9 protein-coding genes are annotated in these 13238 nt (G+C 61.6%); 1 reads left to right on the forward strand and 8 read right to left on the reverse strand.

Translation table 11 applies throughout. From position 1 onward, the window contains the following. Positions 1–237 precede the first annotated feature (237 nt). Positions 238–690 carry a GNAT family N-acetyltransferase gene (locus AC1Q9F_RS24665; protein WP_492621123.1) on the reverse strand — a complete coding sequence of 151 codons (453 nt, stop codon included), beginning with the start codon at positions 688–690 and terminating at the stop codon, positions 238–240. A 256-nt stretch (positions 691–946) separates the two neighbouring features. Between AC1Q9F_RS24665 and AC1Q9F_RS24670 the strand changes: the two genes are divergently transcribed. After that, positions 947–1684 (forward strand): substrate-binding periplasmic protein, encoded by a 738-nt coding sequence (locus AC1Q9F_RS24670; protein WP_064380188.1) that lies wholly within the window; start codon positions 947–949, stop codon positions 1682–1684. A 6-nt stretch (positions 1685–1690) separates the two neighbouring features. Here the strand turns inward: AC1Q9F_RS24670 and yccS are convergent, their stop codons facing one another. The 7 genes from yccS to betA all read right to left on the reverse strand — a co-directional run bounded on the left by yccS (position 1691) and on the right by betA (position 13226). Continuing rightward, positions 1691–3874 carry a YccS family putative transporter gene (yccS, locus tag AC1Q9F_RS24675; RefSeq protein WP_221535730.1) on the reverse strand — a complete coding sequence of 728 codons (2184 nt, stop codon included), beginning with the start codon at positions 3872–3874 and terminating at the stop codon, positions 1691–1693. Positions 3875–4116: 242 nt separating this feature from the next. Continuing rightward, positions 4117–5295, reverse strand: a complete 1179-nt coding sequence (locus AC1Q9F_RS24680; protein ID WP_492621124.1) for a BaiN/RdsA family NAD(P)/FAD-dependent oxidoreductase — start codon at positions 5293–5295, stop codon at positions 4117–4119. Between the two features lie 170 nt (positions 5296–5465). Beyond that, a complete protein-coding gene (dbpA, locus tag AC1Q9F_RS24685) occupies positions 5466–6851 on the reverse strand; it encodes an ATP-dependent RNA helicase DbpA (protein ID WP_207984186.1) in 1386 nt (461 codons plus the stop codon). Between the two features lie 57 nt (positions 6852–6908). Continuing rightward, positions 6909–8336, reverse strand: coding sequence for a multidrug transporter subunit MdtD (gene mdtD, locus AC1Q9F_RS24690; protein WP_007959733.1), 1428 nt, complete (start codon positions 8334–8336; stop codon positions 6909–6911). A gap of 146 nt (positions 8337–8482) precedes the next feature. Then, the gene (locus AC1Q9F_RS24695; protein WP_492621125.1) at positions 8483–9820 is read right to left on the reverse strand and encodes a TldD/PmbA family protein; all 1338 of its coding nucleotides are present in this window, start codon (positions 9818–9820) and stop codon (positions 8483–8485) included. Beyond that, positions 9820–11262 carry a TldD/PmbA family protein gene (locus tag AC1Q9F_RS24700; RefSeq protein ID WP_492621126.1) on the reverse strand — a complete coding sequence of 481 codons (1443 nt, stop codon included), beginning with the start codon at positions 11260–11262 and terminating at the stop codon, positions 9820–9822. The genes AC1Q9F_RS24695 and AC1Q9F_RS24700 overlap by 1 nt, the downstream gene beginning before the upstream one ends. Before the next feature lie 260 nt (positions 11263–11522). Continuing rightward, the gene (gene betA, locus AC1Q9F_RS24705) at positions 11523–13226 is read right to left on the reverse strand and encodes a choline dehydrogenase (protein ID WP_492621127.1); all 1704 of its coding nucleotides are present in this window, start codon (positions 13224–13226) and stop codon (positions 11523–11525) included. Positions 13227–13238: the final 12 nt, after the last annotated feature.

Here is a 13238-nt window from a genome sequence, read left to right on the forward strand (position 1 = left end):
TTGATACCTGTAAACCATGTCCCCGGTCTCAAACGTAAAGGATGTACCCGGTCTTTACCCACCCCAGCCCTCTCCCCACGGGGCGAGGGGGAAAGGGAGCCGATCTCCATGCTTTTCAAGGCCTGAGTTCGGCCCGGTAGTTCAGGTCGATGTAATTCGAAACAACAACTCGGTCAGTCCCCTCTCCCTCCGGGAGAGGGTTAGGGTGAGGGCCGCGATCATCAGCCAAGCGACAGCTCAAGACCGCCGCATACCAATATGCGGAATGTCATCCTCGAGATATTCCTCACCCGCCACCACAAACCCATACCGCCCGTAATACCCCTGCAAATGCGCCTGGGCCGACAGGTAGATCGGCACTTCAGGCCAACGCCTCTCGGCCTGTTTCAGCGCCTGCTTCATCATTTCATGCCCCAACCCTTTGCCACGCCCGGCCGGCGCGGTCAGCACGCGGCCGATCACCACGTCGCCACCCTGGGATTCCGGATCCAGCAGGCGCAGGTACGCCACCAGCTGATCACCGTCCCAGCCCATCAAATGGCAGGTGTCACCGTCCAGATCCTGACCGTCCGGATCCAGGTACGCGCAGCGCTGTTCGACCACGAACACTTCCGAGCGCAATTTCAAAATGGCGTACAGCTGCTCCAGTCCCAGATCGCTGTGATGTTTGCAGACCCACTCGATTGTCATCTTCCGATTCCTTGAACTACGTCGCCCGATACTAAGCGCAGCGCCGAAATATGTCTGTATGGCTGAGAAATCTGTGACAAAGGCCAAAATGCCATCATTCCAATATCGCGGCCCGCCGTACTTTGTGTAATCTGCTGGGAAGCGCTGTGCAATGGCTTCAATGAGCTAATGTTAGGGCCTGGGATTCGCCGGTAAGGGGCCTTGGGGTTTTGACTGAAAACACGCCGGGCGGCCCGCCCGCTAAGGATTTTCAAGCATGCCGCGATTGCATCGAGCCTTTGCTTTGATCGGATTGCTGTTGCTGGGTCAAAGCGCTGCAGCGGAGAAATTGCGTCTGGTGTTCGACGTCTGGCCGCCCTTTACCGATGACACGCTGGTCAACGGTGGGCTGGCGACTGATATCGTCAGCACGGCCCTGGCCCGTGCCGGTTATGCCAGCGGTTACGAGCAAGTGCCGTGGGCGCGGGCGTTGATGGGGGTTGGCGAAGGACGTTACGACGTGCTGGTCAACGCCTGGTACAACGACGAGCGCACGAAGCTGGGGCAGTTTTCTGCCGAGTACCTGCTCAATCGCGTGCGTTTTCTCAAGCGCAAAGACGCGCCCATCGAATACAACAACCTGCAGGAACTGCACACCTATCCGATTGCGGTAGTGCGCGGCTATGCCTATTCGGCGCCGTTCGATGCCGACACCGCGTTGCAGAAAGTCCCTGTGCATAACTTCGCCATGGCCGTGCGCATGCTGGCGGCGGACCGGGTCAAGCTGACCCTGGAAGACGAATACGTCGCCCGCTATTACCTGGCCCGGGAATCACCGAAAGTGCGCAACGCGGTGGAGTTTCTGCCCAAGCCGCTGAGCGAGAACAGCCTGCATATTCTGGTCAGCCTGAAGAACCCGCAGCACGAACAGATCGTGGCCGGGTTCGACAAGGCGATTGCGTCGATGAAGGCCGATGGCAGCTATGACAAGTTGCTCAGGCAGCACGGGATGTGAGGCGGCTCAATCTTCGGATGTGTCTTTGATCAGGTGCGCCGCCAGCGTGCGCAACGGGCCGAGCTGACGGCAGATCAAAGCCAGTTGCGTCTGCACCAGCCGCTGGCCTTCGTCGATTTCGTCCGGCATCTGCTCAAGCTCATTGGCCAGCGCCTCTTCCTCATCGCTTTGAATGGCGATCGGCTGTTTGCTCGCCAGACCTTGGGCGATTTCATCAATGCTCGCCGCCAGACTCACCCCGGCGCCGTCGATCAGGTGTTCGCGTACCTCGGCCGGCAGCTGGGTTTCCCGGTGTGCGCCTAGCCCTGACAGATAGCTGAGCAAGGTGTGCGACAGCACCAGGAAGCGGAAGCCCACGTCGGCTTCCTTCCGGAAATGCCCCGGCTCCATCAGCATGTTCGCCAGCGTCGTGGATAGCGCTGCGTCGGCGTTGTGCGCGTTGCGCCGGGCCAGGCGATAGGCGAGGTCGTCGCTCTTGCCGGCGGCGTATTGCTGCATGATCTGACGCAAGTAAATGCTGTTGCAGGTGAGGGTGTTGGCCAGCACTTTGTTCAGGCGCCGACCCTGCCAGTCCGGCAGGAACAGGAACACCGCAAGCCCCGCAATCAGGCTGCCGAGCAAGGTATCGAACAACCTCGGCACAAACAGACCATAACCATCACCGACCTGGTTGAAGCAGAACAGCACCATGATCGTGATCGCGGCGGTGGCAACGGTGTAGCGGGTGGTGCGGTTGGTAAAGAACACCACGCCGGCGGCGATAGCGAAGCACGACTGCACCAGCGGATTCGGGAACAGATCGAACAGCGCCCAGGCAATCGTCAGGCCGATCGCGGTGCCGAAAATCCGCTGACCGAGTTTGCGCCGGGTGGCGCCGTAGTTCGGCTGGCAGACGAACAGCGTGGTGAGAATGATCCAGTAGCCTTGCGACGGGTGAATCAGGTGCACCATTCCGTAGCCGATGCTCAACGCCAGCGGCAAACGCAGGGCGTGGCGGAACAGCAGCGAGGTCGGCGTCAGCTGCGTGCGCAGACGAATCCACACGTCTTTGAAATTGCGCGGCGAGCGGTCGAGCAGGCTGCTGTCGGTTGCATCGGCCAGGGCGTCGGGGTTGCTGGCGTCGCTGAGCAAACGGTCGAGGGTGCCGAGGTTGGCCGCCAGTGCGCGCAACGAACGGAGCAGTCCGCGCCAGGCCGGGTTGCTCTGGATGCGCAGGTGTTCGAGGGAAGCGTGCAGGTCGCTCAGGGCTTCGGCGAAACTCGCGTCGTAGATGAACGGCTGGCGCATCTGGATCGATTCGGCCAGCGCCCGACAGGCCTTGCCTTGCTGGCGCAGCAGGCGTTGGCAGCGGAACAAGACATCGCTGTGGAAAAACGCATCGGCCAAGGCGTTGTAGGGGTAGTGCGAAGAGCTGGCGCGTTCGTGAATGTCTTGCGCCAGGAAGTACAGCTTCAGGTAACGGCTGACTTTCGAGCCGGGCCGACCGTTGCCGACCCGGTGCAGGATGATTTCTTTGGCGCTGTTCAGGGCTGCGACGACCCGGCCGTTTTGCTGGGCCAGTTCCAGTCGCCGCGCTTCGACGTCCATCTGACGGATCGGCTCGAACAGCGAGGATTTCAGCTTCAGGTAATAGCCGAGTTCGCGAAACAGCCGCGCCAGACTCTGCTGCACCGGCTGATTGGAAAACATCGCCTGCCACAGCACCGACAGCAGGCCGTACCACGCAGCGCCGGCCACCAGCAGCATCGGCTCATGCCAGAAGTCCGTGACCGCGCCACCGCGCTGATCCACACCGATCATGGTGTAGACGGAAAGAATCAGCGTCGCCGAAGCAATCGCGCCATAACGTTCGCCGAGCGCGCCGAGCATGGTCAGGCCGAAACTGGCCAGTGCCAAAGCGATGACGAAAACGATGGGGTAGGGGAAGAGCAATTCCACGGACAGCGCCGCAACGCTGAAACACACCAGCGTCACCGCCAGTGCATTGAGGCGGCCCTGCCAGCTGTCGTCGGTCTCGGCCAGGGCGCTGGCGATGATCCCGAGGAACAACGGGATCAGCAGCCCCATTTCATCCTGATACCAGCACAGCGCCATGCTGCCGGTCAGGGCGATGAACACCCGCACGCTGTAGCTGAATTTATCCAGCGCCCACAGGCGCCGCAAAGACTGACGAAACGAGGTCGAGGACATGAAGTGCGAAGGCCTTCCGAGGCGATGCCGCTAAATTGAGCCAGTAATGACGCCGACGCAATGGCGCCGATCACATCTGACAGCAAAAAGTGTTCCTTTCATGCACCGCATACCACTGTGGGAGCGAGCTTGCTCCGGGCGGCGATCCGACGAATGCGGTATGCCATTCAACATATGTGTCGACTGACAGATTGCATTCGCGAGCAAGCTCGCTCCCACAGGGTTTTGTATATGGCTTTGGATCAGACGTACTGCGCGGCAGCGTATCCAGAGGCCCACGCCCACTGGAAGTTGAATCCGCCCAGATGCCCGGTGACATCCAGCACTTCACCAACGAAGTAGAGGCCCGGGCTTTTCAGTGATTCCATGGTCTTGGAGGAGACTTCTCGGGTGTCGACGCCGCCCAGCGTCACTTCGGCGGTGCGGTAGCCTTCGGTGCCGGCCGGGACGACTTTCCAGCTGCCCAGCTTCTCGGCGATGTCCGCCAGTTCGGCGTGGGTGTACTGCTTCATCGGTTTGGAGACGAACCAGTTGTCCGCCAGCAGGTTGGCCATCTTCTTGGTGAAGATCTCGCCGAGCAGGGTTTTCAGTTCGCTGTTCGGACGCTCGGCGGTTTGCTGTTGCAGCCAGCTCGCGGCGTCGTGATCGGGTAGCAGGTTGATCTCGACCGTGTCGCCTGGCTCCCAGAACGAAGAAATCTGCAGAATCGCCGGGCCACTGAGGCCGCGGTGAGTGAACAGGATGTTCTCGCGAAAGCTCTGATCGTTGCAGCTGACCAGACAATCCACCGAGGTGCCGGACAGCTCGGTGCACAAATCCTTGAGCTGATCGGTGATGGTGAACGGCACCAGACCGGCGCGTGTTGGCAGCAGGTCGTGGCCGAACTGCTTGGCGACCTGATAACCGAAACCGGTGGCGCCGAGGGTCGGGATCGACAGACCGCCAGTGGCGATCACCAGCGACTGGCACTGGATCTGGCCGAGGGTAGTGTCGAGCAGGTAACCGCCTTCGACCTTCTCGATGGTCTGGATCGAGGTGTCCAGGTGCAGATTGACGCCGACCTGATCGCACTCGTCCAGCAGCATGCCGAGGATGTCGCTGGATTTTTTATCGCAGAACAGCTGGCCGAGTTTTTTCTCGTGATACGGCACGCCGTGCTTGGCGACCATGCCGATGAAATCCCACTGGGTGTAGCGGGCCAGCGCGGATTTGCAGAAGTGCGCATTCTGCGAAAGAAAATTGCTCGGTTCGGTGTACATGTTGGTGAAGTTGCAGCGCCCACCGCCGGACATCAGGATTTTCTTGCCAGCCTTGTTCGCGTGGTCGAGCAGCATCACCTGACGCCCGCGCCCGGCGGCGGTCAGTGCACACATCAACCCTGCGGCGCCAGCGCCAATGATCACGACTTCGGTAGAGCGCAAAACGGTGTCCTCACACTAAATTCAAATTCACCGGAAACCAATGTGGGAGCGAGCTTGCTCGCGATAGCGGTGTGTCAGTCACAAAGATATCAACTGACAGATTGCAATCGTCGGATCGCCGCCCGGAGCAAGCTCGCTCCCACAGGGATCTACTTTGGATGGTAGATCGCTTACAAAACGCGAACGCGCAGCGAACGGCCCTTGATCTTGCCGTTGTTCAAACGCTGCAGCGCCTGCATGACCACGGTGCGTTCAACAGCCACATAGGACTGGAAATCGAAGATCGCGATCTTGCCGACCTGGGCGCCCGGAATGCCGGCTTCACCGGTCAGTGCGCCGAGAATATCGCCCGGACGTACTTTGTCTTTACGACCGCCACCAATGCACAGCGTGCTCATCGGCGGTTGCAGCGGAGCACCGCCCTGGGACTTGAGGTTGTCCACCTGATCCCAGTTCAGCGGGGTTTTCTGCAGTTGTTCGATGGCTTGCGCGCGGTGCGCTTCCGACGGCGCCACCAGGCTGACCGCGATGCCTTTCTCGCCGGCACGACCGGTACGGCCAACACGGTGAATGTGGATTTCCGAGTCGCGGGCCAGTTCGACGTTGATCACCATGTCCAGCGAGTCGATGTCCAGACCACGGGCTGCAACGTCAGTGGCAACGAGTACCGAAGTACTGCGGTTGGCGAACATCGCCAGCACCTGATCGCGGTCACGCTGTTCCAGGTCGCCGTGCAGGCCGACGGCGGAAATGCCTTTGGAGGTCAGATGATCGACGGTTTCCTGCACTTGCTGCTTGGTGAAGCAGAACGCCACGGTGGAGGCCGGGCGGAAGTGGTGCAGGACCTTGGTCACCGCACTCATGCGCTCTTCCGGAGAAATTTCGTAGAAGCGCTGTTCGATCTGGGTGTCGTCGTGAAACGCTTCGGCCTTGACCGTTTGCGGATCGCGCATGAACTTCGACGCCAGTTGCTTGATGCCCACCGGGTAGGTCGCCGAGAACAGCAGGGTCTGACGGCGGGACGGGGTCTGCTCGATGATGTCTTCGATCGCGTCGTAGAAACCCATGTCGAGCATGCGGTCGGCTTCGTCGAGGATCAGCGTGTTGAGGCCGTCGAGAACCAGCGAACCTTTGCGCAGGTGCTGCTGGATGCGGCCCGGAGTGCCGACAATGATGTGCGCGCCGTGCTCCAGCGAGCCGATCTGCGGGCCGAAGGACACGCCGCCGCACAGGGTCAGGACCTTGATGTTGTCTTCGGCACGGGCCAGGCGACGGATTTCCTTGGCGACCTGGTCGGCCAGCTCGCGGGTCGGGCAAATCACCAGTGCCTGGCAACCGAAGTAGCGCGGATTGATCGGGTTCAGCAGGCCGATGCCGAACGCGGCAGTCTTGCCGCTGCCGGTCTTGGCCTGGGCGATCAGGTCCATCCCCTTGAGGATCACCGGCAAGCTCTGCGCCTGGATCGGCGTCATCTGGGCATAACCGAGGGAGTCGAGGTTAGCCAGCATGGCGGCGGACAGCGGCAAAGTATTAAAAGCGGTGGCGATGGTGGTCACGGGACTGGCCTGCAAAACAAAATGTCGCGCAGTGTACCAGTCCAGTGGCCATTAGCCCTAAGACTCGATGTGTTCTTCCGGACGTCTGACACGCCGCCCGTCATTCTTCGAGAGCTGCGAAAAGATCGTCGCAGCGAGCATCGCCATGATCCCAACGGTCACGAACGTGAGCTGAAACGCGCCCAACACGGTCTCAACGCCGTCATTGCCGATTTCTGCCGTAAAGCCGCCGAGCAGCGCACCGGCGCACGCCACGCCAAGGCTCAGCGACAACTGCGCCACCACCGACAGCAAACTGTTGCCGCTGCTGGCGCTGGCGTCGTCGAGGTCGATCAGGGTCACGGTGTTCATTGCGGTGAATTGCAGCGAGTTGATCGCGCCGAGAATCGCCAGCAGGCACAGCAGCAGCCAGTACGGCGTCTGCTCGCTGACCAGGCCCATGCTTGCCAGCATGATCCCCAGAAACAGCGTATTGCCGGTCAGCACGATGCGATAGCCCAAGCGCTCGATCAGCGGCCGTGCGCCCCACTTGGCGACCATTGCGGCAGCGGCCAGCGGCAGCATGCTCATCCCGGCCTGGGACGGTGAATAACCCAGCGCCACTTGCAGCAGCAACGGCACCAGAAACGGCAGGGCGCCGCTGCCCAGCCGGGCGAACAGGTTGCCGAGAATGCCGACCGCGAAGGTGCGGGTCTTGAACAGCGACGGCGCGAACAGCGGGTTTTCAATGTGCCCGGCGCGCAACCAGTACGCCGCCAGACACGCCATGCCGCCGAACAGCAACAGCATCACTCGCAGGTGCGGCAGGTGCAGTTCGCCGAGGCCTTCCATGGCGATGGTGATCAGCACCATCGCCGCGCCGAACAGCAGGAAACCGAGGCTATCGAAACGCGTGCGCTCGGTGCCGCGCAGGTCGGGGATGAATTTCCACACCGCGTAGCAACCGATGACGCCGACCGGCAGGTTGATCAGGAAGATCCAGTGCCACGTCAGGTATTCGACCATCCAGCCGCCCATGGTCGGGCCAATCAGCGGGCCGAGCAGGCCGGGAATGGTGATGAAACCCATGATCCGCACCAGTTCCGAACGCGGGTAGGCGCGCAGCACCACCAATCGTCCGACCGGCAGCATCAGCGCACCGCCGAGGCCCTGGATCACGCGCGCGCCGATCAGCATGCTCAGGCTGCTCGACAAGGCGCAGAGCAGGGAGCCGAGGCTGAACAGCAGGATTGCGCCGAAGAAGATTTTCTTGGTGCCGAAGCGGTCGGCGATCCAGCCCGAGGCCGGAATCAGCAGGGCCACGGTGAGCATGTAGGCGATGATCACGCCCTGCATGCGCAGCGGGTCTTCGGCCAGATCCCTGGCCATGGCCGGCAGGGCGGTGTTGAGGATGGTCCCGTCGAGGGACTGCATGAAGAAAGCGATGGCGACGACCCACGGCAACCAGCGGGCGGTGATGGCGTCGAGAGGCGGGCGGTTGGGCATGGAACCTCTGGTGATTGGGGTTAATGCATATCCATGGTCGAACTCGGTCAATGTGGGAGCGAGCTTGCTCGCGAAAGCGGTAAATCAGTCGACATCAATGTTGAATGAAATGGCCTCTTCGCGAGCAAGCTCGCTCCCACAAGGTGTCACAGGGTCAGGGTCAATCGGCTCACCAGCGCGCCCGGCAGCAGCGCCGAAGAGGTATTGCGCTGGCTGTAGGTGCTCGCCGACAGCAGCAACTCCCGCTCGGCAGTCAACGCTTCCAGTTGCGAACCCAGCAGGCTGTAGGCGCTGTCGTCGAAACGCATGGTACTGACCGGCGCCTGAATCTCGCCGTTTTCAACCCAGAACGTGGCAAACCGGGTCATGCCGGTCAGTCGCGCCGCCGGTTGATCGGAGAAGTTCAGGTACCACAGGTTGCTGATGTACAGGCCGGTGCCCAACTGCTTGAGGATCTCCGCCTGCGGCAAATCACCTGCACCCATGTTCAGCGCGCTCGGCGATTCGCCACCGCCGGCACCGTTGGCCGTCAGACCGTATTCGGCAGCACTGCGCGAACCCACCAACTGATCACCCGCTTTGCCTTCGATGATCAACCGCAGATCGCTGCGCGGATAGCCTTCGCCGGAGAACGCCGGGCTCAGCGAATCGCTGACTTTCTCGTCGAGGGACACCAGCGGACTGAACGCCTGATCGCCGGCATACAGCTTCTGCAGCGGGCTGCTCTTGCTGGCAATCGACTGCGCCGAGAAACCGCCCCAGCACAGCATGCCCATGATTTCTTCCAGGGCTGCCGGTGCCAGGTAGGCGCGGTATTGGCCAGGTGGCAACGTGCGCAGCGGGCGACCGAGAAACTCAAGTTGTTCGCGGGCCTGCTGGATGCGTTTGGCGAAGCCTTCGCTGTTCCAGTCATGCCCGGCGTAGCTGGCCTTCACCGCTTCGCCGTTCTCGTGGAACAGGCTGAAGTCGAAGTTGAAGCTGTTGGCCTGATGCCAGCCGAACGCACCGGAAGAACTGGCAAAACCACGGCTGATCGGACCGGCGGCGTAGAAGCCGACCAGATCCAGACCTTCGGCCGCTTGGGCGATTTCAGCCACCACTTGTTCGGTGTCCGGCAGCGGATGTTCCTGCACGTTCTTGCTCTGCCAGCCGTTGTGGTTGAGCAACAGGTACGGATCCTGCGGCAGCAGCGGCAGGGTTTCGCGCAGTTGCTGCAAACCTTCGGCGAGACGTTGCAAGTCGGTGGCCTGCTCACCGGACAGGGTGATGTGCAGGTCGGCATGGCGACCGTCATCGATCAGTTTCAGACCGATACCAGCTTGTTGTACTTGCCCGGCCTGACGCACCTTGGCGTGGTTGAAACGGACGAAGGCCGACGATTCGGCGTCGTAACTCAGGGTGAACTGTTCCGGCTCGCGCACGGCATCGCGCAGCCAGTTGACCAGCACCTTGAACGCCTCGGACGGGTTCTTGGAAATACTCATCAGGCGTCTCCCCCAAACACATCAACATTGCTGAACACGCAGGCCGGCGACGCATGGCCGACGCGGATCACCTGGTTCGGTTCGCCCTTGCCGCAGTTCGGCGTGCCCAGCACCTGGGTGGTGCCGGCGTTGCCGACGGCGCGCAGGCTCTTCCAGAAGTGCGCGGAAATGCCCCGGTAGTTCGGGTTTTTCACCACACCCTTGAGTTCGCCGTTTTCGATCAACTGGCCCCATTCGCAGCCGAACTGGAATTTGTTGCGGGCATCGTCGATCGACCATGAGCGGTTGGTGCTCATCAGAATGCCGTTTTCGATGCCGCCGATCAGTTGCTCCAGCGGCTGGTCACCCGGCTCGATGTTGAGGTTGGCCATGCGGTCGATTGGTGGGCGGTTCCAGCCGCAGGCGCGGCTGTTGGCGACGCCGTCCAGGCCCGCGCGGAACTGAGACAGGGCACCGCCCAACGGCCGCACCAAAAGGCCTTCGTGAATCAAAAATTGCTTGCTGGCCTTGGAACCGTCGTCATCGTGACCGTAACTCGCCAGCTCTTCGGGAATGCCCGGATCGAACGTCACGTTGAGCAGTTTCGAGCCGTACTGCAGGCTGCCGAAATCCGAAGCTTTGACGAAGCTGGTGCCAGCGTAGTTGCGCTCGTCGCCGAGGATCCGGTCCAGTTCCAGCGGGTGGCCGATGGATTCGTGGATCTGCAGCATCATCTGGTCGGGCATCAGCAGCAGGTCGCGCGGGCCTTGCGGTGTGTTCGGCGCGAGCAGCAATTGCAGCGCCTGATCGGCGACTTGCGGGCCGGCGCCGATCAAGCCGCAGCGGCTGATCACGTCGGCGCCGCCCTGCTGGCCGAAGTTCTCGCGGCCGAGGCTGCGGGTCTGGCTGTCGTTGCCGTCGTAGGCGGTGACGTCGAGGCCCGGGTAGACGAAGCGTTGAGCCTGTCGCAATTCGGCGCCGGCGCTGCTCAGGTAGATCTGTTCGACGTGGGTGATGCCGATGCTCACTTCCCAATTCACCAGGCGCTCATCCTTTGGCACCGAGGCGGATTCCGCGCCGAGCAGCTCGAAGCATTCGCTCAGGGACGGAAAGGGTTGTTCGAGATTGGGTGAAAAGTAATCGGCGCGGTCGCTGGACACCGGCTGCTGGCTCAGGTCGAGCAGGGCGTGCGGTTTGATTCGCCGGGCCTGTTGTTCGGCACGCTCGATGGCGGCTTGCAGTCCTTGTTGCGACAGGTCATTGGTCGCGGCGTAGGCTTCGACGCCGTTGACGCGAACGGTGAGCATCGCGCCTTCGTCGCGGCTCAGGCTCGGCGGCTCGGCGACGTTCTTGCGCACCGACAGGTACTGGCCGGACTCGCGCACATACCGCAAGGAAAAAAACTCGGCGCCCGTGCGCAAGGCAGCGAAGCGCTGCTTGAGCTGGGGGTGGAAATCGAACATCAGGGAAACCTCCTTGTTATGGGAGAAACGGCGAAGCGGATTCGGCGGGGAGGGGGTGAAACGATTGGGCGAGGACTAGAGTAGGCCTGCGAGGGGGTAGGATCAAGTGAAGAGGGGGTGTAGGGGGATTTACTTGAAGCAGAGGGATTTGTGCTGAATGTGAGGGCCCCATCGCGAGCAAGCTCGCTCCCACAGTTGAAATGCATTCCAAATGTGGGAGCGAGCCTGCTCGCGATTAGCCTTGATGCGGTGTAGCTGAATTACTGAGCAACAGCACTCACATCACGCAGTGCCTTGCCTTTCACCGGCGCATCGCCAGCGACGTAGTACGGCGCCTTGCTGCGCGGCAGCGGCTGACGGCCACGGATCTTGTCGGCGATTTTCTCGGCCATCATGATCGTCGGTGCGTTCAGGTTGCCGGTGGTGATGATCGGCATGATCGAGGCATCGACAACACGCAGCCCCTGCATGCCATGCACGCGGCCTTCGCCATCCACTACGGCCATGTCGTCGGTGCCCATCTTGCACGAGCAGGACGGGTGGAACGCGGTTTCGGCGTGCTCGCGGATGAACTTGTCCAGCTGCTCATCGGTTTGTACTTCGATGCCCGGGCTGATTTCGCGGCCACGGAAGGCGTCCAGTGCAGGTTGTTGCATGATTTCACGGGTCAGGCGGATGCCGTCGCGGAATTCCTGCCAGTCCTGCTCGGTGGCCATGTAGTTGAACAGGATGCTCGGGTGCTGGCGCGGATCCTTGGATTTGACCTGGATGCGACCGCGGCTCGGCGAACGCATGGAACCCATGTGCGCCTGGAAGCCGTGCTCTTTCACACCGTTGCTGCCGTTGTAGTTAATCGCGACCGGCAGGAAGTGGTACTGAATGTTCGGCCATTCGAACTCTTCGCGAGTACGGATGAAACCGCCGGCTTCGAACTGGTTGCTGGCGCCGATGCCGGTGCCGTTGAACAGCCACTCGGCACCAATGGCCGGCTGGTTGTACCAGAGCAGCGACGGGTACAGCGAAACCGGTTGGGTGCAAGCGAATTGCAGGTACAGCTCAAGGTGATCCTGCAGGTTTTCGCCGACGCCCGGCAGATCGTGAACGACCGGGATGTCGAGGCTTTCCAGCAGTTTTGCCGGGCCGACGCCGGAGCGTTGCAGCAGTTGCGGCGAAGCGATCGCGCCGGAGCAGACGATGACTTCTTTGCGGGCGCGGGCTTCGACGCGTTCTTCAGCGGCGCCGACCAGGTAACGCACGCCAACGGCACGCTTGCCTTCGAACAGAACCTTGTCGGTCAGGGCGTGAGTGACGATGGTCAGGGTCGAACGCTTCTTGGCCACGTCCAGGTAACCACGGGCGGTGGAAGCCCGACGGCCTTTCGGCGTCACGGTGCGGTCCATCGGGCCGAAGCCTTCCTGCTGGTAGCCGTTCAGATCTTCGGTGCGCGGGTAACCGGCTTGCACGCCGGCTTCAACCATGGCGTGGAACAGCGGGTTGTTGCCCGCTTTCGGCGTGGTCACGCTGACCGGGCCTTCGCCACCGTGGTAGTCGTTCGGGCCGATGTCGCGGGTTTCCGCTTTGCGGAAGTACGGCAGGCAGTCGAGGTAGGTCCAGTCTTCCAGGCCTGGCAGTTTCGCCCAGCCGTCGTAGTCCATCGCGTTGCCACGGATGTAGCACATGCCGTTGATCAGCGAGGAACCGCCGAGGCCCTTGCCGCGACCGCATTCCATGCGACGACCGTCCATGTGTGGCTCTGGATCGGTTTCGTACGCCCAGTTGTAGCGACGGCCTTGCAGCGGGAATGCCAGGGCTGCCGGCATTTGCGTGCGGAAGTCGAAACGGTAGTCCGGGCCACCGGCTTCGAGCAGCAGGACGGTGACGCCTTCGTCTTCAGTCAGACGGGTCGCCAGGGTGTTACCGGCAGAGCCGGCACCGACGATGATGTAATCGAATTCTTGGGACATTGAATGCACCCT

This window comes from Pseudomonas sp. GW823-FHT04A03, from assembly GCF_058796615.1.

What these genes read in the sequence shown, in the direction of transcription:
- AC1Q9F_RS24665 (WP_492621123.1), bottom strand. Translation starts at nt 690, where the DNA reads ATGACAATCGAGTGGGTCTGCAAACATCACAGCGATCTGGGACTGGAG.
- AC1Q9F_RS24670 (WP_064380188.1), top strand. Translation starts at nt 947, where the DNA reads ATGCCGCGATTGCATCGAGCCTTTGCTTTGATCGGATTGCTGTTGCTG.
- yccS (WP_221535730.1), bottom strand. Translation starts at nt 3,874, where the DNA reads ATGTCCTCGACCTCGTTTCGTCAGTCTTTGCGGCGCCTGTGGGCGCTG.
- mdtD (WP_007959733.1), bottom strand. Translation starts at nt 8,336, where the DNA reads ATGCCCAACCGCCCGCCTCTCGACGCCATCACCGCCCGCTGGTTGCCG.
- AC1Q9F_RS24695 (WP_492621125.1), bottom strand. Translation starts at nt 9,820, where the DNA reads ATGAGTATTTCCAAGAACCCGTCCGAGGCGTTCAAGGTGCTGGTCAAC.
- AC1Q9F_RS24700 (WP_492621126.1), bottom strand. Translation starts at nt 11,262, where the DNA reads ATGTTCGATTTCCACCCCCAGCTCAAGCAGCGCTTCGCTGCCTTGCGC.
- betA (WP_492621127.1), bottom strand. Translation starts at nt 13,226, where the DNA reads ATGTCCCAAGAATTCGATTACATCATCGTCGGTGCCGGCTCTGCCGGT.